Annotated in this window: 23 protein-coding genes; 11 read left to right on the top strand and 12 right to left on the bottom strand. The window is 52.0% G+C overall.

Features of this window, described 5'->3' with window-relative positions:
* The first annotated feature begins 30 nt into the window (after positions 1-30).
* Positions 31-1,530, top strand: coding sequence for an APC family permease (locus VGS11_13050; protein HEV2121018.1), 1,500 nt, complete (start codon positions 31-33; stop codon positions 1,528-1,530).
* On the opposite strand, the gene VGS11_13045 is transcribed toward VGS11_13050, so the two are convergent.
* A complete protein-coding gene (locus tag VGS11_13045) occupies positions 1,514-1,837 on the bottom strand; it encodes a hypothetical protein (protein ID HEV2121017.1) in 324 nt (107 codons plus the stop codon). The genes VGS11_13050 and VGS11_13045 overlap by 17 nt on opposite strands.
* Positions 1,838-1,932: 95 nt before the next feature.
* On the opposite strand from VGS11_13045, the gene VGS11_13040 reads away from it, so the two are divergent.
* From VGS11_13040 to VGS11_13030, 3 genes are all read left to right on the top strand, one after another.
* The gene (locus VGS11_13040; protein HEV2121016.1) at positions 1,933-2,352 is read left to right on the top strand and encodes a PaaI family thioesterase; all 420 of its coding nucleotides are present in this window, start codon (positions 1,933-1,935) and stop codon (positions 2,350-2,352) included.
* 12 nt (positions 2,353-2,364) lie between these two features.
* Positions 2,365-3,192, top strand: coding sequence for a hypothetical protein (locus VGS11_13035; GenBank protein ID HEV2121015.1), 828 nt, complete (start codon positions 2,365-2,367; stop codon positions 3,190-3,192).
* Positions 3,193-3,373: 181 nt separating this feature from the next.
* Positions 3,374-3,595, top strand: a complete 222-nt coding sequence (locus VGS11_13030) for a hypothetical protein (GenBank protein HEV2121014.1) — start codon at positions 3,374-3,376, stop codon at positions 3,593-3,595.
* Between the two features lie 44 nt (positions 3,596-3,639).
* Here the strand turns inward: VGS11_13030 and VGS11_13025 are convergent, their stop codons facing one another.
* Entirely contained in the window at positions 3,640-4,176 is a 537-nt protein-coding gene (locus tag VGS11_13025; protein ID HEV2121013.1) for a hypothetical protein, read from the bottom strand.
* A gap of 240 nt (positions 4,177-4,416) precedes the next feature.
* Between VGS11_13025 and VGS11_13020 the strand changes: the two genes are divergently transcribed.
* The 3 genes from VGS11_13020 (at position 4,417) to VGS11_13010 (ending at position 6,651) form a co-directional block, all read left to right on the top strand.
* A complete protein-coding gene (locus tag VGS11_13020) occupies positions 4,417-5,199 on the top strand; it encodes an MBL fold metallo-hydrolase (GenBank protein HEV2121012.1) in 783 nt (260 codons plus the stop codon).
* A 54-nt stretch (positions 5,200-5,253) separates the two neighbouring features.
* A complete protein-coding gene (locus tag VGS11_13015; GenBank protein HEV2121011.1) occupies positions 5,254-6,234 on the top strand; it encodes a GNAT family N-acetyltransferase in 981 nt (326 codons plus the stop codon).
* A 147-nt stretch (positions 6,235-6,381) separates the two neighbouring features.
* A complete protein-coding gene (locus VGS11_13010) occupies positions 6,382-6,651 on the top strand; it encodes a hypothetical protein (GenBank protein HEV2121010.1) in 270 nt (89 codons plus the stop codon).
* A gap of 284 nt (positions 6,652-6,935) precedes the next feature.
* Here VGS11_13010 and VGS11_13005 read toward each other — a convergent pair whose 3' ends face one another.
* Both VGS11_13005 and meaB read right to left on the bottom strand, forming a co-directional pair.
* Positions 6,936-8,516, bottom strand: coding sequence for a methylmalonyl-CoA mutase family protein (locus tag VGS11_13005; GenBank protein ID HEV2121009.1), 1,581 nt, complete (start codon positions 8,514-8,516; stop codon positions 6,936-6,938).
* Positions 8,513-9,463 (bottom strand): methylmalonyl Co-A mutase-associated GTPase MeaB, encoded by a 951-nt coding sequence (gene meaB, locus VGS11_13000; GenBank protein ID HEV2121008.1) that lies wholly within the window; start codon positions 9,461-9,463, stop codon positions 8,513-8,515. The genes VGS11_13005 and meaB overlap by 4 nt, the downstream gene beginning before the upstream one ends.
* Positions 9,464-9,553: 90 nt before the next feature.
* On the opposite strand from meaB, the gene VGS11_12995 reads away from it, so the two are divergent.
* Genes VGS11_12995 through VGS11_12985 form a run of 3 tightly spaced genes read left to right on the top strand, consistent with a single transcriptional unit; the run spans position 9,554 to position 12,583 of the window.
* Positions 9,554-11,332 (top strand): methylmalonyl-CoA mutase family protein, encoded by a 1,779-nt coding sequence (locus VGS11_12995; GenBank protein ID HEV2121007.1) that lies wholly within the window; start codon positions 9,554-9,556, stop codon positions 11,330-11,332.
* A 2-nt stretch (positions 11,333-11,334) separates the two neighbouring features.
* The gene (locus VGS11_12990; protein ID HEV2121006.1) at positions 11,335-11,973 is read left to right on the top strand and encodes a GNAT family N-acetyltransferase; all 639 of its coding nucleotides are present in this window, start codon (positions 11,335-11,337) and stop codon (positions 11,971-11,973) included.
* Between the two features lie 10 nt (positions 11,974-11,983).
* Positions 11,984-12,583 carry an NUDIX hydrolase gene (locus tag VGS11_12985; GenBank protein HEV2121005.1) on the top strand — a complete coding sequence of 200 codons (600 nt, stop codon included), beginning with the start codon at positions 11,984-11,986 and terminating at the stop codon, positions 12,581-12,583.
* Here VGS11_12985 and VGS11_12980 read toward each other — a convergent pair.
* From VGS11_12980 to VGS11_12950, 7 genes are all read right to left on the bottom strand, one after another.
* Positions 12,561-13,196, bottom strand: coding sequence for a zinc ribbon domain-containing protein (locus VGS11_12980; protein ID HEV2121004.1), 636 nt, complete (start codon positions 13,194-13,196; stop codon positions 12,561-12,563). The genes VGS11_12985 and VGS11_12980 overlap by 23 nt on opposite strands.
* 138 nt (positions 13,197-13,334) lie before the next feature.
* A complete protein-coding gene (locus VGS11_12975) occupies positions 13,335-13,841 on the bottom strand; it encodes a zinc ribbon domain-containing protein (GenBank protein ID HEV2121003.1) in 507 nt (168 codons plus the stop codon).
* Positions 13,842-13,985: 144 nt separating this feature from the next.
* Entirely contained in the window at positions 13,986-14,387 is a 402-nt protein-coding gene (locus VGS11_12970; protein HEV2121002.1) for a DUF4064 domain-containing protein, read from the bottom strand.
* 268 nt (positions 14,388-14,655) lie between these two features.
* A complete protein-coding gene (locus VGS11_12965) occupies positions 14,656-15,549 on the bottom strand; it encodes a hypothetical protein (protein ID HEV2121001.1) in 894 nt (297 codons plus the stop codon).
* Positions 15,550-15,772: 223 nt separating this feature from the next.
* The gene (locus VGS11_12960) at positions 15,773-16,123 is read right to left on the bottom strand and encodes a VOC family protein (protein HEV2121000.1); all 351 of its coding nucleotides are present in this window, start codon (positions 16,121-16,123) and stop codon (positions 15,773-15,775) included.
* A 72-nt stretch (positions 16,124-16,195) separates the two neighbouring features.
* Positions 16,196-17,203 (bottom strand): nucleoside hydrolase, encoded by a 1,008-nt coding sequence (locus VGS11_12955; GenBank protein ID HEV2120999.1) that lies wholly within the window; start codon positions 17,201-17,203, stop codon positions 16,196-16,198.
* Positions 17,172-17,810 (bottom strand): isochorismatase family cysteine hydrolase, encoded by a 639-nt coding sequence (locus VGS11_12950; GenBank protein ID HEV2120998.1) that lies wholly within the window; start codon positions 17,808-17,810, stop codon positions 17,172-17,174. Before VGS11_12950 ends, VGS11_12955 begins: the two co-directional genes overlap by 32 nt.
* Positions 17,811-17,886: 76 nt before the next feature.
* Here VGS11_12950 and VGS11_12945 point away from each other — a divergent pair, with 76 nt between their 5' ends.
* Positions 17,887-19,113 carry an NAD(P)/FAD-dependent oxidoreductase gene (locus VGS11_12945; protein HEV2120997.1) on the top strand — a complete coding sequence of 409 codons (1,227 nt, stop codon included), beginning with the start codon at positions 17,887-17,889 and terminating at the stop codon, positions 19,111-19,113.
* A 15-nt stretch (positions 19,114-19,128) separates the two neighbouring features.
* On the opposite strand, the gene VGS11_12940 is transcribed toward VGS11_12945, so the two are convergent.
* Positions 19,129-20,661 carry an LPXTG cell wall anchor domain-containing protein gene (locus VGS11_12940; protein ID HEV2120996.1) on the bottom strand — a complete coding sequence of 511 codons (1,533 nt, stop codon included), beginning with the start codon at positions 20,659-20,661 and terminating at the stop codon, positions 19,129-19,131.
* Between the last annotated feature and the right edge of the window lie 76 nt (positions 20,662-20,737).

The raw sequence follows: 20,737 nt of genomic DNA, 5'->3' as shown, positions 1-20,737 counted from the left end.
ACCTCAGGAGATCCTAGAGGAACTCTTCTTTTGACCCAGACTCCCGAGAAACCAGCTCGACGAAGGGGACTGAAGAGGACTATTGGAATAGGCGGACTCTTCTCTATCGGGTATGCAGACGTCGGAGCAGGAATCTATCTCGCACTAGGACTGGTATCGATACATGCAGGCTATGCAACGCCACTAGCCATCGGCGCCGCGGCTATCGCGTATGTCCTTACCGGATTGACCTATGCTGAATTATCGTCAACCTATCCGAGAGCTGGAGGTTCAGCAACGTTCGCACAGGCAGCATTCGGGGACAATATCGGATTTCTCGCCGGCTGGATGCTCTGCCTAGACTATGTCGTGACAGCGGCAATATTCGCTATTCCCGCCATTGCTTACCTCTCCTACTTCGATGCTGCTCTAAACGAACCGTTCTGGCTCGGAATCGGCGCGATTCTTCTCTTGGGAGCGTTGGTCTTTCTCAACGTCATTGGTATTCGAGAATCGGTCAACTTCACCCTCGGCCTCGCTCTCTTGGACATAGTTAGCGAGGTCGCGTTGATTATTCTAGGCCTCGTTCTAGTTCTGATCCCCGGCGGTCTCCTGTTCAGTTGGCCTTCGAGCTTCCAACTCTTCACGAACCCAACCTTGCCCGAGTTTGTCCAAGGAATTACCCTTGCCATGGTCTCGTACCTTGGAATAGAAGCACTCGCTCAAGCGGCGGAGGAGACCAAGGTCGCGGGACGCACGGTTCCTAGAGCGGTTATGGCAACGCTTGGGTCGGTAGTAGTTCTCTACCTGTTGATCTCAATTGTAGCCGTGAATGTTGTCCCACCAATGACACTTTCAACTACTTTCAAGAATGACCCTCTATCGGGGGTGGCGAGAAGTCTCCCTGGGGCAGGATCTCTGATAGCCATATGGATAGCACTCCTAGGATGCTCGATTAGCATTATCGGAGCAAACGCCGGAATCATAGGGTCTTCGAGGACTCTTTACGCACTATCAAAGTACAAGATGCTTCCAGGAAAATTTGGAGCAATACACTCCAAGTTTAGAACGCCCTGGATCGCGATTCTAGTCTTTGGATTGGGAAGCATTATTCTGGTAGCCTTCGCTTCATTTGGCAGCTTCACCGGGTCTGAGGATCCGCTAGTGCTCTTGGGAAGCTTGTACAATGTCGGAGCTCTAGTTGCGTACGTATCAGCGCATGCCAGCCTACTTGTTACTAGGAACACCGACAGACCTCGGTTCAGGCCCTATCGGGTCCCACTAACTCTTCGTTTCAAGAGAGCAGCGGGGGTGCTGGAACTTCCCATCTTGCCCTTGCTCGGATTGTTGGCGACTAGCGCGATATGGGTGGCGGTAATCTTGACGCACGAGCTAGGCAGGGAACTAGGAATTGTTTGGGTCGCAATGGGAATGGGAATGTACATCTACTTCAGACGGAAGAATCGCTTACCTCTCCGTGGCCGCGCGCCTCCAGAGCCCAGGGAAACGTCAGGCTCTGAGAAAGGAGAAGGGTCTATTCTGTCTGCTTGAGCCTTTTCTCTATGAAGTCTACTTGTTTTGTAAGGAATTTCTTGTACGTTCTGAGAAGCTTTGCCTGCTGAGGCTTGGTCTGCTTGTCGATCGTGGTCATGGTCCGACGAAAGGTCTCCACAGTCTCTTCTAGTCCAGCTGATACCTTAGGACCCGTGTCCTGCACAAACTTTTCTGTTGAAGTTTTCAGAGACTTGCTTGCGACAACCAAGTCCTTGCTCAATTGTTGGAGATCTCTTCGCATGGCCTCAAGGGCTTCCTTGGCCTCGCGGCGCACCTCGTCTCTCATGTTTTTCTTTTCTGACATCTCTGACCTCAGAGTAGAGTCAGTGAAGATAAAGCTTCGAATTTGAACAGCCTCATCTGAATTCATATTAGACCGGTAGATGGAGGGACGCGGGCATGAAGGGAGTCCGGGACAAGGTTTACTCAGCCTGGAAGGCGGGCAAGCCGCCTAGCCCGGCGATTGGAACGCTTGGGATCAGGGTGCACAACATAGAAGAAAACAAAGCGGTTCTCGAAATGGACGTGGACGAGCACCTTCACAATTTATCCGGGACTATGCACGGCGGTGTGATGGTGGATATCGCGGATGCGGCGATGGGGATCGCGGTGGCATCGACGCTAAAGCCTGACGAGGACATGACTACCATTGAGTTGAAGATGAGTTTCATGCGACCTCACATTAAGGGACGATTAGTTGCTGAGGGGACGATTGCCAAGAGAGGCCGACGGATCGCATTTACTGAAGCGGTTCTGACAAACGCGAGACAGGAAGTAATAGCAAAGTGTACTGGAACATGGCTCATCATGTCCGCGTAGCTTGGCCTTGTCATGTCGTCAAAGCGCCCAGTTGAACTCGGTAGAGACGCGAGGCTGTTCCTCCTCTTTCTCTCAGAAGTCAACCTTGTAATGGGTACTCTGTTCTTCATCTATCCGAGCCTAGTGATCAGCCTGTGGCTCTGGCCTGTGAAAGCTTTGGCGATACGGTTCATCGGCGCAATATTCCTCGCGATAGCCTTCGGTTGCTGGTCTGCCCTTAGGGCTAAGCTCTGGCAGAGGGCTAAGATTCTCGTGCTCGTCGGTGGAGCGTTCTTCGGAATCACATCAATCGTCTCGATCGGCCTTGCGGCCTCGCAAGGTGACGGATACATCATCGCCATATGGATCGGATATTTCCTCGTGGCGAGTCTAGGCAATTTCTACCTGTTGAACCGATACGGTTGGCCTCGGAAGCCTCAGGACAGATTAGTTGGAGGGCATCCCTGGAGGACTGCCCGTTGGTTCTTCCGAATCCAAACTGTCGTTGTCGGGGTGTTTGGCATCATGATGCTGTTGCTGCCTGACATCGCCCAGCGGGAATTCTGGCCTTGGCGGGTAGCAACACCCACTCTGCAGATGTTCGCAGGTTTGTTTCTTGCAACGTGTCTCGCCACTGCGTGGGCCTCGTTGCAGACGGATATTGGTAGAATCAGGGTCCTGCTACCGCTAGACGTGATCTTTCCAAGCCTTGCTCTCTTGGCCGTCGGGAGTCACTGGGACGTCATCTCAAGCGAGAGCCCGAGTGTACTGGTGACGGGCGTTTGGGTTTTCATTTACGCTTTCGTAGCGATAGGATCTGCTTACCTCTATTTTCCTTCCAGAAAAGTGGCAGCGACGTGACTTCCAGAGATTGCTTATCATTAGAAGTTGAAATCGAGCCACAAGGATATCCCGGAATACTGATTTCCGGATCGCTCAATGTGGAGAGTCGCGTGGACGAGGCTTTGCTGTACAAACCCTTGATCTAAATATCCGAATACCTATAGTTCATTGGATCGAAAAAAGCGAGGTTCAAAGGAGATTGAGCACTCTGGAGATCGAAGTATACAATTGCGGCTGCAAGGTCCGCTTCTACCAAGTCGAGTTTGGAGAGTCAGAGAACGACCTGACAGAACGACCCAGCCTTCTTTCAGACTACAGCCCTTGCTCGAAGCACAGGAATTCAAAAGGGATCCCCCCTGAAGAGGCGCGTCTCCTTAAGCTTAGGGGCGAGCACGAGGCCTTTCTAAACGAGTGGGACTGATATTCATCAACGATTCGCTCCGGTTCTTCAGTAGGATAAAGACACTAGATCTTCTTTCGATATCGGAGATAGAGGACTCCAAGTAGAACGGATGCGGAAACGATCCCTGACAGGATGGGGTTCGAAGATACCAGCTGAACACCCACTTGAACTTCTGGACTTTCTGTGACCCCTCTCAAGTATGGTATTTCGTAGGCTCCTGTAACATATCCGTATAGCCAGACGGCAAGGAATCCTCCTAGAAAGATTACCAGTGCACCACGAGCAGAACCTCGCCCTCGGGATCCGGCGTGAATAGGGACTTGGTCAGAGTTCTGGAACTGAGTTGCTTCATCTATCTCAGGAGCCCTTACTGGTCGTTCCTGAGGATGCGCCTGTCTCGTCAAGCTGTTCAGAATATCATTCTTCGTAACGTTGGCCGCGCGAGGTGTGGAAGAACCTTCAGGTTGCTTACCCTGGCCTGAAAAACTGAATCGGTGCCTTGGCCTCGGGGGTTTCTTCGAGTCAGACCCCAATTGTCCTTGCCCAATATCTATTCTGGGCCCAACCGCGATTTGGGCATGGGCGTACTGTCTTGTCATCGGGAACAGGACTGGGAGAAGGTAGGAGTCCCATTTACAGCGGGAAACGCTTGAGAATCTCCATCCTATTGGTCATAGGCAACAATTTTGATGTCATAGAGGACTTTATGCGAAAGCATCGTGACTTGAACAAGTCTCGTCAGGACAAGCGCTGATAACTTGCATTCAAAAAGATCAGCCGATTTGAGTCTTGTATTCTTGGGGACAGGTGGTGCAGACTGTACTCCTCGCGTCGGATGTTTGTGTGAAATATGCACGGAGGCCCGTCAAAGACTTGGAAAATATTCTCGTAACGGGCCAAGTGTCTTCCTTACGGGTCCTGACTTGCTCTTTGATACTCCTGAGGATGTCGCCCACAGCCTAGAGAGGGAGAACATTCATCACGTGTCGCATCTTGCCTACAGTCACTGGCACCCTGATCATACAATGGGTCGTCGAGTTCTTGAGCAGCTCAATCTGAATCTTCGAAAAAGAACGAAAACGATCACCGACGTCTGGCTGCCGTCATGGGTCCGCGAAGATTTCCGAAAAAGGCTCGGTCTAGAGGATCATTTCGAGTTCTTCGAGAAGATGGGAATCGTGAGGACTCACGAGTTCGGAGAAGGCGAAGCGATCAAGCTCGGCAATACTACTCTCAAGGCATTCCGAATGACTCAGCCCGGTCTCGCATCGTACTTGGTTGAACAGAATGGGAAACGAGTCGTACTTGCCCTAGATGAGATCAAGGATTGGAATCCTGGAAATGATTTGTTGGAGCCAGATGTGCTTATCCTCGAGACGGGATGGTTTGAACACGATAAACAAGGCGAACAGATCATCCCAACGGGACACTGGATTCGACAGTCAGAGGCCTCCTTCGAAGAAACCCTTGAACTAGTTCAGAGGATCAATCCGCGCCTGGCTATTGCAACCCATATTGAGGAATTGAACGGGCGCTCCTATGCTGACTATCTTGCACTCGAGAAGAAGTACATGAAATACCGGCTGCGCTTTGCCTACGATGGCTTTCGAGTCCCGGTCTGAAAGGATTTCTGCGCAAGGAACCTTAACATAACGCCGGCCAGTTAATTGGATGACGTGTCCGGACAGAGGACTCTCTCGCTTGAGACGAGGGAGTTCGATCCCACTGACTATCCTCGGCTATCGGAGATTTACAACGCGAACTATCCGGACTATTCTCGCAGCTCTAACGAATGGCGAGCTAGAGACGAAAGTGTAGATCGGTCAAAGTATCATCTGCAAAGATACGCGTTTCTCGACAATAAGGTCCTTGTGGGATTCGGGACCGTGGCGCATGTTACTGACATGTTCCATCCGCGCAAATTCTGGATCGATATACTTGTCGACCCTGAGTCTCAGGGCCGAGGGATCGGAGGCGCAGTCTATGAGAGACTGAGCAGAGAGCTTGGGAAGGTGAATGCGATTATTGCTTGGGCTGGAAGCAGGGAGGATCTCCCCAGACTCACAGGGTTCTATCAACGGCGTGGTTTCGAGCAGAAGCAGATAGCTTGGGAATCGCGACTTGACGTTCCAGGAGTGGACATGGAAATATTCCGAGGGTACTCCGAGAGAGTGCAAAAGCAGGGGGTTATGCTTACAAGTCTCGCTGAGGAGAAGCGCGAAGATCCACATTCGCTGAGAAAGCTCCACGAGCTCGTGCAGTTGATCTCCGCGGACATGCCAAGTCCAGCACCCTTCACGCCGACCTCGTATGAACAGTGGGAGGCGTTCGAGCTGAAGAATCCGAATATCCTGCCTGAGGGCTACATGATTGCGAAGGATGGTTCCAAGTATGTTGGACTCAGCACTGTCTGGCGCATCGAGAAGGAGCCTAGGGCTCTTGCCCAGGGTAACACGGGTGTTAGGCGTGAATATCGTGGCAGGGGGATAGCGGTCGCGTTGAAACTGAAAATGATCGACTACGCAAGGCGGAACGGGTATGTGAAGGTGAAGACATGGAACGCGTCCGAAAATGCCTCTATGCTGGCGGTCAACATGAAGCTGGGGTTCAAGCGTCAGGTCGGCTGGATAACGCTCGAAAAAGACCTCACCCGATAAGATCGGTGCAGCGTTTCTTCTCAAATCCTCGCGTCGCCACTGGCAGGCCGAACGTTCTGACGAAATGAGTCACTTTGAGGCGGGGGCTCTGGTAACGACCGGCAAATTGGCTAACACTGTCAGCGTTGTATGGAATACTAAGGCAGAATGTTGGATTTGGCGACCTGGGAAGAGCCGAGAGAACTGGACACTGACAATGAGGCTGTGATCAGCCTCTACGACGGGATCAAGAAAATATTGGAAAAACATCCGAAACCGAAGGCAAAGCAAGGCTCGGGAGTTCCCAGAGAAGCAAAACACATTCTACGTTGTGGTCGAATTCTTAAAGTCGATATTGAAAGGAAACTCGTCATCATTACGGTAATGAAGACGGACGGGGAACTTCACCAGCTTAGAATAGAAGCCAACCAGGACTGACAAAGCAACGGATTAGATCCCGGAATACACTCGACCTACTCTGTTTTTCTCACTTGTGCGGCGCGAGGGTCGGTCGCTAGACCCCCTATTTTCCAGAAACCATTTCCTGTCTGGCAGTGATAATACGCGAGACAAGCGATTCCGGGCACAATCCAGGCTAAGACGACACTGGAAAGATCGCGACAAACCCGAACGAATTTCCCGACAATCCACCGAGGCTTCCCGGAAACGAGAACAGGGCTGATAATGGGCGATTCAGACTCTGATTTCTAACGGGTCCCCTGTCACATGTCGATTCTTACGCGGTATTCTCCAAAGGCTTCCCTTAGAACATCACTGATTTCGCCTACAGTACAGTTGGATCGGACAGCACCCAAGACATCATCGACAAGGTTTTGTTGATGTATCGCGGACCGGGAGAGACGCCCAAGAGCATTCTTAACCTGCTTTGTGTTTCTCGATGCCTTCATCTTCTTCAGCTGACTGACCTGAGCCCTCTCCACTTTGGGATCGATGCGCTGGATCTTCGGTTCGCTGCTTCCCTCCGTAAACTTGTTGACTCCAACAATGATCGTTCGGCCTTCGTCAACCGATTTCTGGAAGCGGTAAGCGCTGTCCTGTATCTCCCGATGCACAAATCCAGACTCTATGGCTTTTCTAGCGCCGCCCAGTTCTTCGATTTTCTCTAAGAGACGAACCGCGTTGGCCTCAAGATTTCTTGTCAAGGATTCCAGATAGTAGCTTCCGGCTAACGGATCAGCTGTCTTTGTCACTCCTGATTCGTGAGCAATGATCTGCTGGGTTCGTAGCGCGATTTGCACAGATTCCTCGGTGGGTAGAGAAAGTGCTTCGTCTCTTGAATTTGTATGGAGAGACTGTGTTCCACCAAGGACGCCTGCAAGGGCCTGGATTGCGACCCGCGCGATGTTGTTGTCAGGTTGCTGTGCGGTCAGGGTCTCACCGCTGGTCTGAGTGTGGAACCGCAATTTGCATGATTCGGGATTTCGGGCTTTGAAGCGGTTCTTCATTATGCGGGCCCAGATTCTGCGTGCGGCTCTGAATTTCGCGATCTCCTCGAGGAAATCGTTCCTGCAGGCGAAGAAAAAAGAGAGTTGGGGAGCGAACTGATCGACCTTGAGCCCTCTGTCAAGAGCGGCTTTCACGTATTCTATTGCGTTCGCAAGACAGAATCCTAGCTCCTGAACCGCGTTTGCGCCAGACTCCCGAATGTGATAACCGCTGATACTGATAGGATGCCAGCGAGGCATTTTGTGGGCGCAGTATTCTATGAGATCAACTGAGAGTTTCAGCGATGCTTCAGGAGGATAGATGTACGTGTTCCTCGCGATATACTCCTTCAGAACATCATTCTGTGTCGTCCCCCTCAACATGCGTTGAGGGAAGCCCCTTTCCATTCCAGCTGCAACATATAGAGAAAGCAGAATCGGTGCAGTCGCGTTGATTGTCATGCTCGTACTGACCTTTCCAAGGTCGATGCCCTCGAAGAGACGCCTCATGTCATTGATGCTGCTGATTGCGACTCCAACTCTTCCAACTTCTCCAGCGGCTCTCGGATGATCTGAGTCGAGACCAAGTTGCGTTGGTAGATCGAATGCTGTGCTTAGCCCGGTCTCGCCATGAGAAATCAAGTACTTGAACCGGCGATTGGTTTCTTTCGCAGACCCGAAACCCGTGTATTGACGCATGGTCCACAGCCGATCCCGATACATTCCATCATAGATGCCACGCGTGTATGGGTATTGGCCCGGTTTCCCCGACGACCTTGTCCAGCTCGGTGGAACATCCTTGTTCTCGTAGACTTTCTTGACAGGGATTCCAGAGTCCGTCGTTACGGGGTCGGTCAAGTCCTTTCTCCTATCTTGGAGATGATTTGGACAAGCTTGGACGCGGCGGTCTCTGGATCCAGTTCACGTTTCACAACTCTTGAGACAAGAGAGTCGAGTTCTCTCTGATCTCCGAGACGCTTGACAGTTTGATGATAGAAATCTGAAAAGGCGGCATCTATCAGTTCGGACTGGATTCTCTTGCTCAACCGTTTCTCTCCGAGGCTTCCAGTCTCCAGATACTGTCGGAATTTTTCGATAGCATCAACAACCGCTGGGACACCTGTTCCCTTGACTGCCACAGTCTTTAGAACCGGCGGCCTCCATCCGTCTCTCTCTTGTAGACCGCTTGCGATGTTGTAGATTGTCTTAGCTGGATTGACTAAGTCTGACTTGTTGATGACGAACAAGTCACCAATTTCGGCGAAGCCGGCTTTGAACGCCTGGATCTCATCCCCTAGTTGAGGCATCAGTACGACAATCGTGGCGTCGACTGCAGATGCGATCTGTACCTCGGTTTGACCCGCTCCAACGGTCTCCACGATGACAATATCCATCCCGGCTGCGTCCAACACTCGGATCGTGTTTCTCGCGGCTCGAGCGAGACCGCCCAAATCACCTCGTGACGCCATGCTACGAATGTAGACTTTCTTCTCTAGGCTGTGATCCATCATGCGTACGCGGTCTCCGAGCAACGCGCCACCAGTGAATGCACTGGACGGGTCGATTGCTAGAACTCCAACGCTACTTTCTTTTTTGCGATACTCTTCGATTATCTTGTCTACGAGAGTGCTCTTGCCAGTCCCGGTCGGACCGGTAACACCAATGGTGAACGCTTTGCCTGTGTGTGGGTACAATTCTTGAATGAGCTTACGACTCGGGTCTCCACCCGCCTCGACAATTGAGATGGCCTTGGCAACGGCTCTATGGTCTCCTTTGAGGATTTGAGAGGATAGCTCTCGTGCCAAGTGAGATTCTCGGTTCCGTTCTCGCCTCTAGAGCGTATTTCAAGATTCGGCGATGAACAGCGTCAGGATAATGGAAAAATAGGAACCTCCATGCATCTTCCATTGTTTCGTGATAGTGTTTTGGCAAAGAGTTACTGGAAGAAAGTTCTAGACGAGGTCAAGCAGGAACGGAAAGCTCCACCGACTACCTTCGATAAGAAGCAACTTGCAAAGATCAAGCAAGAGAGAGTCCGATGGGAGAACAAGACGCTCAAACCATGGACCCGCGACAGCCCTGAGCAGAAACAGGAATTTCGAAACTTGTCAAATGTTCCGGTGAAAAGAGTCTACACTCCCGAGGATATTTCGCACTTTGACCAGTCCAAGGAAGTCGGGCTTCCAGGCGAGTATCCCTATGTCCGTGGCGTATACCCAACCATGTACAGGGGAAGACCGTGGACGATGCGCATGTTCTCCGGCTTCGGAACCCCTGAAGACACGAACAAGCGGCTACACTACCTGCTAGAGCACGGAGAGACTGGTCTGAGCATAGCATTCGACATGCCGACCCTTTACGGGTATGATCCGGATAGCCCCAGGGCCGAGGGAGAGGTCGGACGCTGCGGTGTGTCGGTTGGCTCGCTGAAGGACATGGAGATCATTCTCGAAGGGATACCGCTGGAGAAAGTTAGCACTAGTATGACGATCAATGCCCCAGCTTCGGTTTTGACCGCGATGTATGTTGGTGTTGCTGAGAGACAAGGTCTCAAGCCAAAAGAACTTCGAGGCACAGTTCAGGCGGATATCCTGAAGGAATACATCGCTCAGAAAGAATGGGCCTTCCCACCTGAAGCGCATCTACGAATCATTCGAGATATGATGGTATATTGTACAAAGGAGATGCCGCAGTGGAACTACATCAGTATTAGCGGTTATCACATTCGGGAAGCTGGGTCCAGCGCAGTCCAGGAACTTGCTTTCACGCTCGCCGACGGCTTTGCATATGTTGACCTCGGAATAGAGGCCGGGCTCAAAGTCGAGGATTTCGCGCCCCGCCTTTCCTTCTTCTTCAACTGTGGGATGGACTTTTTCGAAGAGGTCGCAAAGTTTCGCGCTGCCCGCCGAATCTGGGCACGCGTGTTGAAGGACAAATACAAGGTCAATGATCCTAGATCACTATTGTTGAGGACGCACGCGCAGAACTCTGGCGCGTCACTAACCTGGCAGCAGCCTCTCAATAATATTGTTCGAACAACCATCGAAGCACTGGCGACTGTGCTCGGTGGGACGCAGTCCCTTCACACGAACTCTTACGATGAAGCGTGGGCGTTGCCGTCGGAGGCGGCGGCGACGGTTGCCTTGAGGACCCAGCAGATCATCGCAGAAGAGACCGGTGTCGCTGATACAATCGATCCGTTGGCTGGGTCGTATTATCTGGAATGGTTGACTGATGAAATGGAGGAACTTGCCTTCCAGTATTTTGACAAGATAGAGCGAGCAGGAGGATTGATTGACGCGATAAAGACCGGCTTCATTCAACGAGAGATCGCTGAGAACTCCTATCGCTACCAGCAGGAGCTTGAGAGAGGAGACAGGGTCGTTGTTGGCGTGAACAAGTTCCAGATCGAAGAGAAGAAGCCGATCGACACTTTGAAGATCAATGAAGAGGCGCAACGGCGCCAAGTAGCAAGGATACACATGGTCCGGGAAACGCGGGACAACAACAAGGTTGAGCAAGCGTTGGATGAGCTACGGAAGACGTTCAAGGATGAGAAGGCTAACTGTATGTATCCGATGGTCAAGGCTGTCAGAGCTTATGCTACGCTAGGAGAGATAATGGACGTGGGAAGGAACATTTTTGGCGACTACAAAGAACCGCCAATTCTCTGACAATGAAACGTCGAGCAACGAAGACCGCAACACCTGTGCCAGCTCGGACCAGATACGAAGTCAGGGAGCTAAGCTCGACCACTTGGCCTGATTTCGAACGGTTCTTCGCAAAACACAACGGGGTTCAGGGCGGTTGTTGGTGTACCTTCTACCACCATGTCGAGGGGCGTTTGCTCAAGGAAGGCTTGGGGCGGCAGGACGCAATGGAGCTGAATCGAAAGGAAAAGAAGACTCTCGTCGCTAAAGGCCGATCTCACGGAATCCTCGCCTATGCAGGCGATCAAGCTGTTGGATGGTGCCAGTATGGTCCAAAGGAGGAATTACCCCGAATAGACTCAGGCCGCAACTACAGCAAACTAGATCTATCGGGTAATCAAGACCCAAAACTCTGGCGCCTGACCTGCTTCTTCGTAGACAGGGATTTCCGGAAAAAGGGCGTAGCAGGAGTTGCACTGAGGGCGGCGCTCGATTCGATCCGTAAGCAGGGCGGAGGAATAGTGGAGGCCTACCCGTCGACTTCCAAGGAAGGAGGATCTTGGGCTCTCTGGTTTGGAACGGTTGCCATGTTTGAACGGGAAGGCTTCAAAGCCCAAGCCAAGCTGGGCGACAAACATTTGCTAATGCGCAAGACTCTCGCGTGATGATTCAGTCTTGTCTGGAGAGAACCTGAAATTTCGGAGAACACCGAAACCCTGGAAGACGGTAGGGAGCAGAAAGATCGCATCGCTGGGCGACTTGAAGCTTCACCGTGACCGAATCGTCTCGAAGACCGGGTTCGAGATGGTGCATCCTCGACTATTCGTCGACGATTTCTCAATCATCATCCCGGTGCTTGGCAGGCATAAGCTTGTGATGATCTGGAACTATCGGCATGCAATTCAGGGCTGGGAGCTAGAGCTGCCAGCAGGCCACATCGAGAATGGTGAAAATCCTGAGGAATGCGCTAGGCGCGAGTTAGAGGAAGAGACAGGATATTCCGCGAGTTCGTGGAAGAAGCTCGGATGGTTCCACCCCTCTCCAGGAATATCTTCTCAGAGAGCCTACGTCTATCTTGCTCGTCATCTGAAGAAGGGCGTCTTGCATCGGGAACCCTACGAGGTTGGCATGGAAGTCAAGACTCTCGGGTTGCGGGATGCTTACAAGCGGTTGTGGAGTGGCGAGATTGTTCATTCGCCGACTGCGTCAGCTCTAGGGATAGCTCAGCCTGGGATTTTGAAAATGAAGAGAGCTACTGTTTGGCGCCGCAGTTAGTGCAGAACGAGTTGCCTGCGGTCAGGGGCATGCCGCAGGACCGACACTTTCCGGTTGCGATAGCTACGGGTGGCGTTGATGATGGTATCGAAGCGGCAGATGTGTACTGCAGTGCTGGCGGCGCGGTCGGAGCGTACTGAGTTTGTGATTGGAGGGTTGGGGCGTTTCTCATTGTCTGTTGCATGTTCATTGCAGGCATGTAGGTTGTTGTGGTTCCTTTGCCAAAGAAGACTTTCACATGTGATCTTGTGAGGTAGATCATCATGATGATCCAGAAGACTAGCGCGTAGGCGGCTTGGTAGATTCCGATGTAGGCCACATACGCGGCGCCAAGGATGGAGATAACTGTGAAGAACATTCCGAGGTTCCACGCCCAGCCTCGTCCGTGGAGAAACCCCACGCCGGTTGCCAGCCAGATCAAGCTGAAGACTAGGAATATTCCACCTATGACAAGCCCGACAGTGCCGAGGATAGCTCCGATTGTGGGGATGGTTGCAAACAGGGCAGACACGCCGATTATGGCGATGCTGGCTAAAAGTCCGAGAACGCCGATTAGGATCTCAATAATAGCGAGAAGCGTAATGCCGATTGGCCGCGGAGGCTTCTGCATCATGACAGAAAAGATGTCTTTACCGTCGAGGTGTTAAGCCCACTGTTACTATTCTCCAGCACGGCTAGTGAAATTAGAGACGTTGGCACTAGAAAATCGTGCGTTTTGTTTCGAATGCTGGAAACGAAAGGTTGGTTTCCATTATAGATTCGCGCCGCAGCTCGGGCAACGCGTTGCTCCAGCAGGAATGCTTGCACCGCAGTTCTTGCAGGTCATTCCCATCGATCCCATTGGTGCCGAGCCCATCGGCATTGACGAACTCATCATTGGCGGTGGCATGGCGCCTGGAGCCATTGTCGGCTTGAATGTTAGGGCGAGTATGCCGCCGATTAATCCGAGAAGGAAGCCGATGAAAAGTCCTCCGACTGCTGTAACCCAGCTGACTATTGAGAGTATCAAGACGATAACGCCCCACATCTTGGTGCTGGTTGGTTTGGAGTACATCATGAATGCTCCCACGATCATGATGAGTCCCATGATTATGCCGACTACTCCCAAGGCGAGTGCTGTATTGCTAGCCGATGATGCTCCTGCGATGTTGAGCGAGCCAATTAGCGAGCCCACGAATGCAATGAAGGCTCCACCTATGATTACGAATATTCCTCCGATGAGTGAAAGTACCATCGCGGCTGTCGGTTTATCGCTCATTTCTCGTCAAGCTCGACCACGAGTTCACAGTATATTTAACATATTCCGTTCCTGCCGAGTTTGAGCGATTCCCGCGAGATTTGCGGGGCTTTTCCGGTTTTGAACCGATCTAGCTAGATTCCACGGTTTCTTGGATTGAAAAATCTAAGAGCCCATTGGGGCGGGAGGAGGTGTTGCCGAAGCAGTAGACGGCTTGTACATGATTGCCAATATGCCTCCGATTAGACCAAGGATGAATCCTATGACGAGCCCCCCGACGGCTGTGACCCAGCTTAGGATCGAGAGGATGAGGATGATGATTCCCCACATCTTGGCGTTGGTTGGCTTAGAGTAGAGCATGAATGAGCCGACGATCATAATGAGCCCCATAATGATTCCGACGACTCCGAAGGCGGTGACGGCAGCGCCTCCGCTTGAGCCGCCGTTGGCTAGGTAGCCGAAGGATGAGACTAGGGAGCCGACGAAGGCGATGAACGCGCCTCCGAGGATTACGAATATTCCACCGATGAGAGATAGGACCATTGCTGCTGTTGGTTTATCGCCCATTTCTGGTCAAGGTTTGACTCGATTGGACTCTATATAACACATTCCATTCTCGCCGAGTTTGGGCGATTCCTGCCAGTTTTAGGGAGTTTTCCGGGTTTTGAAGCTATCTGGCTACAGACCTACCTAGGGTCTCTGCACCGCGCATCCGCGTTTCATGAAGGGCGCGGGCACGCGAAATTCGACCACCCCGGGGCCCCAATGAAAAAGAATGTTTGGAAAAAAGATCGTCAAAAATGGGCTAGCAAGTTCAAGATCTTTCTTCACGGAGCTATCTTAGCCCGGGCTCGCGGGGCTCGGGCATTCCAGATCCTAGTTGAACGAAGGACTGTTTCTGCGGAAGTTGTAGGATGATCTTCTTTCTTATCCAGAGGAGATAGATGATGAAGGCGACTCCGAGAGCGCTTGTTCCCAGTCGTCCTATAGTTTCGAGGATGAAGTCGAAGAAGGCTGCGAAGAAGCCGAGTGCGCCGGTCATTAGTCCCAGCTTCTGGAGGTCACTGAATCCCACCTTCGCCCATCTAGTTAACAATCTCTCGTAGCCTAGAACGAGAATCGCTCCAACGATCATTGTCCCAATGGCAAGGGGGATTATTGCGCTGGTGAAGAGGAAGAAGAAAATTGTCGGCACAGAGAATCCGAGCGGTATGAGTATCTTCCATGATACTCTGAGATTTCGCTGCGTGGGAGAAATATTCGGGATCTTCTTCGCCAGCCAGCCTAGTCCAACAACTGCTGCGATGCAACCTGCTGTAGCGAGCACACCAGGATCATATGGGAAGGCGAAGAACCCAAGAATTATCGCGAGAACCAGTAGCCCGTGAAAAAGGATACGCATTCTTGACGAGAGCCATATCCGAGTCTTGGATTGCGGATAAGTCAGTTCGACAAGGAAGATGGGGATGGTGATGCTGAAGATTGCATGGTAGATTGAGAGCCATTCGGTCCAGACCCAGTTTGTCCCTAGCCAGCGTCCGTAAGTTGCTAGTAGTCCAAGATCTTTCCATGTGGGGCTAAAGAAGCTGCGGACCATTATTCCCTCCTCGATTATTCCGTAAGCGGCACCGAGGATCAGGATGGACCGCCAACCCTTCCGCCATCGCCGGGCATAGTCCCGAACCAGGAGGGCGCCACTTCCGTAGAGACAGGCTAGTAGAAGGGTCACGGCCGGGTTGAGGAATGCTAGCGGAGGAGTTGATCCCGAGAGTCCCTCGCCGATCAGCGGAGAGAGAAAGAAGAGTAGCAGGATTGGTTTTCGATAGTCTTTCGTCAGGTTTGACGATTCCAGTGGTGGACCCTTTGAAAGGGGTCTGAATGGGCGAAAAAAGGGAGTTTGATACTGCGCGCTAGGCTAGCGCGTTACTGGGAACGCGTGGCACGTTCGATGGTTACTTGGGGCTCCAGAGGCCGATGACGTTACCGTGGGGATCGCCGATAGTTCCCCAGTAGCCCATCCCGCCGCCGATAGCCTTTCTCTTCTTTAGGATTCGTCCGCCGAGGCTCTTTGCTTTTTGCTGGGTTGCTGGTATGGTGTCTACGTTGACGTAGAATGTTGTTGAGCCCGGTTTGACTTTCTTGCCGAGCATGAAGCCGCCGCCAACGCCTTTCTTACTGGTCTTGAACATTGCATAACCGTCGCCGAACATTTCGAATTTCCAGCCGAAGAGTTTGGAGTAGAACTTCTTTGTCGCCATGAGATCCTTTGATATCAGTTCTATGTGGCCGATTTCCTTTGGCATAGTAGCTGTATATTGCCAAATATTGAGTTTAAAAGTTCTCACACGAGGCTCTAAAACGCCCTTTTTGATGAATCAGCCACTCGGGCCACCGACCATACGATCTAGAAACAGTTTTTTGAAGCCCTTGGAATCAACGTTTCTACAAATTATCGTTTTTTCGCCTTTCATCACGTTCTCCGGCAGCCATCCACGCCTGTCTGCGACGGTCATGCCATCTGTGAATTCGCCTTTCGTCTCAACCTGTGTATGGTAATTAGCATACTCGAAGAGTGAGGGTTTGATCTTGGTAGCGACGGTCATCGGATCGTGTAACGCGAAGATTCTGTGTTTGTGTATGTTCTTGTTGAGAATCGTGACGGCGAAGGCTGCAACTCTACCCCTGCTCTTCTTTATGAGGGCATATTCCGTTAGGGTCAACTGGTTCTTGGGAATCATTGTTACATCGAGGCCAATCGCGATCAAGGGAACGCCGGATTCGAACACGATCTTTGCCGCCTCAGGGTCCGCGTAGATGTTGAATTCAGCCAGGGGAGTCACATTTCCAACGCCATATTTTGTCACGCCATAGGCTCCGCCCATAATCACGAGTTCCTTGATCATTTTGGCAGCACCGGGAAAACTGGTTAGTAGGGCGGCGATATTGGTTAGAGGGCCAGTACAGATTATTGTTATGTCGCGACTCTTTGAGATACTCAGCTCCTGCTTGATCGTATCTATGGCGTTCCTTTCCGCGGGACGAATCTTTGAAACCGGTAGGTTGGAATCTCCGAGCCCATCTTTTCCATGGAAGCCTGTAGCCCGAACTGCATTTCGTACAAGCGGGTTTCCTTGTCCTCGAGCGACCGGCACGTCTCCTCTGTTGAGGAGATCAACGACTCGCAGTCCGTTTAGCGTCGCCTGCTCCACAGTTACGTTTCCGGAGACTGCTGTTATGGCAGTGACTTCAAGTTCTGGAGAGCGCAGCGCGAGGATGAGGGCGAGAGCGTCGTCTATTCCTCCGTCCTGGTCGATGATGACACGGGTGGGCTTCTTCGAGCCCGATCGCTTCCTAGAATAACTTCGTGATTTTCTTTGTCGCAAGCACGTCTGTCAGGTACCAAAATTTGACGTATTGTAATCCTGTTCGGTATTGTAGTTCGGTGAAGGAGTTGACGGCGTCCTCGGCGACGATGGTCTCGTAGCCCTTGAAGAAAGCGTCCGCGCACGTATGTCTCACGCAGCAGTCCGCGTGTAGCCCTGCGAGTATCAGCGTGTTTGCGCCCTTGCCATTGTAGGCCTTTTTCAGTTCCTTCTCGAGTCTCGTGTCGTGGAAGCTGCTGTAGGTTGTCTTGGGGATCTCAACATCCCTCTTTCTCGGTCTAAGAGCACCGATCACTTTTGCGCCCTTAGTCCCTCTCATGGCGTGCTCGCCCCAGCGCTGGATCTCAAAGTCTCGGCGTGTGTGAGAATCGTTAGGATAGAAAACCGGGACGTCGGTACTACGCGCCGCATCGGTTAGTTCTCCAGATTTCGGGATTATCGGTAGGGCCCGATCGGTCTTGATCTTTCCATAGACGAAGTCGTAGAGCATGTCGACGACTATGACAGCGTATCGTCTATCGTTGTTGTAGACGTGGGGTGCAACTGACATTCCGGGATCGTAGAGTGTTAGCTTCTCGGTAGAGCCTTGTCCGTGAATTCTGCTCAAGTCTACCTGTCGAAGGGTTCCGGCATGATTTTAAGATATCAACCTGATCGGCTCGGAGGGAGGCCAGGTAAAAAAATTGCCCGGGCAGACTGATGTCGTAGTTGTGGGAGCAGGAATCGCGGCCCTCGCTCTCGCAATAGAATTGCAGAACAAGGGAATCTCAACGATCCTTCTCGAACGGCAGAAAAGCCCGGAGGGCATTCCCCGAGGTTTGACCTTTCAACCAAACGGTTTGGCTGTTCTAGAGAAGCTTGGAGCACTCGGTCGGGCGAAAGAAGTTGGTTCTGCTTCTCAGATTTTGGAAGTGAAGAATTGGGCGGGGGAGGTTTTGCTGGAGGCAGACTATGGCTTGTTGGAACATCCTCAGAATTATCTCTTGACCGCGAACGCGACCGAGGTAGAACGGTTGCTGGTATATCTCGCCGAGAAGGCTGGAGCGAAGGTGCTCTGGGGAACATCCTTCCAAGAACTAACAACCACCGAGGGCAGGGTGGACGGCGCTCTCTTCGAGATCGATGGCGTGAATGATCAGATCCACGCTTCGGTTGTTGTAGGGGCCGATGGACCCCAGTCAAGAATACGCGCTAGTCTAGGTGTAGAAGTGAAGACCAAGAAATACCCAGACTCATTTCTTGTAGGACTTGCAGGCCAAATCTCGGGCCTAGAGGGCAGAGCCCGTCAGTACCAGCACCCGGGAAAAATGCTGGGAATCATGCCTTCGGGTCCGGAGACTACGTACTTCTTCCACTGCGTCGGCTCGCGCAGCTTTGACAGCGTCAAGAAGCAGGGTTTAGCAGCTCTCAGGTCAGAAATTGTTGAGGCCGCTCCAGAAATGGCCGACGCGCTGTCCGGAGTAGAGATGTGGACGAAAATGGCGTACTTCACGCCCTCGTTCGTTAAGGTCGACAGATGGGTTGGAAACGGTGTTGCGCTGCTCGGTGACTCTGCGCATACGATTCATCCGCACGCGGGTCAGGGAGTCAATCTCGCATTGGCGGACGCTGTCAGCCTGGCTACTGTGATCGACAAGTGTAAGGTGGCAGGCGACTTCTCACAAACGGCTTTGCTCGCATACCAGACTGATCGGAAAATGCACGCTGAGGTGATCGGAAAACATGCGAATTATACTGTGACGTACGCGTTGAGCGATAACTGGCTGATAAAACGGTTGAACAAAAGGGCGCTGCGGAGACTGAGCAAGGACAAGAAGCTGCAAAAGAAAGCGCTGGAGATTACTGCAGGGATCTTCGAGAAGAAACCGGGACTGGCAACTTTGGCGAAGATCGGCGGAATACTACCTTAGCTGCTAGAGATTGTTTCATTTGTCATCCTTTTCCTTCTTGACTTGATCCTTTACAGACTGGAAGAAGTCTGAACTCTCTATTCGTCCTGCTTCTGTCCGGACAGCTTCCAGGTCAATTTTCAGCCTAGCGTGCGTTGTTTTGCGTCTTCTGAACGCTAGAAAGAGAGCTCCTAGTAGGAGGGCTAACAGTGCGGCTATGATTCCGAAATAGAAGAGGGGTAAGGATGAATTCCCGCCGGTCGAATTCTGGACAGTGATAGCCCTTGATGCAGAGCCAGTGTTGGGAGGTGTCGGGAAGTCTGATGCCTTAACGATTAGGGACCAAAGTCCCCCAGTGTCCGAAGATCGGATTGTATATGTCCCGATCCATCTGCTCAAGGTCGTGTCGAAAACAACAGGCACAGTATTGTTAACCACTGGTGATCCGCTGTAGAGTAGGTAAGCTCTGACGATGCCCGACTGGAAAATTGTCCCGTCGGGATACGTGACTGTCGCATTGAACTTGAGCTGTTGACCAACAGCGATGGTTGTGTTGGTCGTCACGCTGATAGTCAGCGGAACAGTTGTCAGCTGCGGTCTGGTATTGACTATTGTTCCCGGACCATTGTTCCCATAGGCATCACTGTAAGCATGTCCCCCCAAGCTTGCCGTCCACGTCCCTGTCTGATTATCCAAGAAGGTCTGGTAGGACGCCTCAAAAGTCTGAGATGGACTGTCGTATGTTGCAGTAAGAGTGACACTCTTGCCGCCGGGCCCGGCGAGGGCCAGAAGACCGACTCCGGTCGAGGGAATCGACCCGTCTGGATAAGTGGGCTGGAAGAAGAAGTTCATCGTCTCAGTCCTCTGGTAGACTGATTTGACAGATGTAATCGAGTTGATGATCATGATCGCCCGGCCTACCCCAACAGTTTGGCGATCAGCCGGATTCTTGACGGTGCTGGTCCCGGTTACTGTTACGATGTAATTGTCGATCGTCGCATTCACTGGAATCTTCCAGCTTGCCGCTGCGAGCCCCGTGCTAGTGGCTGCTACTAATGCCGAGAATACGAGGGTGGAGGTAGTCTGGGTCCTGATCGTTATGGTGACGCTTTCTGACACGCTGTACCCGCTTGCCTGTACGAATATGGTCTGCGTTCTCTGATACGAGGAACTATCAGTGATGCTGAAGATGAAAGAGGTCCCAGCCACGCCCGGTGCTGCAGTGGGAAAGAGTTCATCAACCTTGGCGTTGTACTGGCCGACCAGGGAGTTCGTTCCAGCGAGTGAAGGACCCGGGTATGCCACAACGATGTTGAAGCTGTACTGGCCCGGGACGGTCGTATAGTTCTGCAGGGATTGGACTGTGCTGCCGGCGGGATCGGCTACGGAGAATCTAAACCTGTACTGGACATTGGGGACGGCACCAATTGCAGATAGAACAAGGCTGACGGTGCTTCCCTCCGATGCATAGGCGGGCACGGCGCTTAGAGAGAATGGGGGATCGGCATGGGCCCTCGGAATCATGTTAGACGAGAGGACTGGGACAAGGATAACCACGAGAAGAAACATACATCGAAAGATGTTGGAATATCGCGTGGTATGTCCTCTCGGTAAAGCGTGAACTGTGAACGAGGATAGTTCTGTC

The organism is Candidatus Bathyarchaeia archaeon, from assembly GCA_035935655.1.
Classification (GTDB): Archaea; Thermoproteota; Bathyarchaeia; order 40CM-2-53-6; family 40CM-2-53-6; genus 40CM-2-53-6.
Note: the sequence above shows the minus strand (reverse complement) of the source record. Positions and strands in the feature narration are given on the sequence as shown.

What these genes read in the sequence shown, in the direction of transcription:
- VGS11_12970 (HEV2121002.1), bottom strand. Translation starts at nt 14,387, where the DNA reads ATGGGCGATAAACCAACAGCAGCAATGGTCCTATCTCTCATCGGTGGA.
- VGS11_13040 (HEV2121016.1), top strand. Translation starts at nt 1,933, where the DNA reads ATGAAGGGAGTCCGGGACAAGGTTTACTCAGCCTGGAAGGCGGGCAAG.
- VGS11_13035 (HEV2121015.1), top strand. Translation starts at nt 2,365, where the DNA reads ATGTCGTCAAAGCGCCCAGTTGAACTCGGTAGAGACGCGAGGCTGTTC.
- VGS11_13010 (HEV2121010.1), top strand. Translation starts at nt 6,382, where the DNA reads ATGTTGGATTTGGCGACCTGGGAAGAGCCGAGAGAACTGGACACTGAC.
- VGS11_12995 (HEV2121007.1), top strand. Translation starts at nt 9,554, where the DNA reads ATGCATCTTCCATTGTTTCGTGATAGTGTTTTGGCAAAGAGTTACTGG.
- VGS11_12975 (HEV2121003.1), bottom strand. Translation starts at nt 13,841, where the DNA reads ATGAGCGATAAACCGACAGCCGCGATGGTACTTTCACTCATCGGAGGA.
- VGS11_12940 (HEV2120996.1), bottom strand. Translation starts at nt 20,661, where the DNA reads ATGTTTCTTCTCGTGGTTATCCTTGTCCCAGTCCTCTCGTCTAACATG.
- VGS11_12990 (HEV2121006.1), top strand. Translation starts at nt 11,335, where the DNA reads ATGAAACGTCGAGCAACGAAGACCGCAACACCTGTGCCAGCTCGGACC.
- VGS11_12960 (HEV2121000.1), bottom strand. Translation starts at nt 16,123, where the DNA reads ATGCCAAAGGAAATCGGCCACATAGAACTGATATCAAAGGATCTCATG.
- VGS11_12980 (HEV2121004.1), bottom strand. Translation starts at nt 13,196, where the DNA reads ATGATGCAGAAGCCTCCGCGGCCAATCGGCATTACGCTTCTCGCTATT.
- VGS11_13045 (HEV2121017.1), bottom strand. Translation starts at nt 1,837, where the DNA reads ATGTCAGAAAAGAAAAACATGAGAGACGAGGTGCGCCGCGAGGCCAAG.
- VGS11_13025 (HEV2121013.1), bottom strand. Translation starts at nt 4,176, where the DNA reads ATGACAAGACAGTACGCCCATGCCCAAATCGCGGTTGGGCCCAGAATA.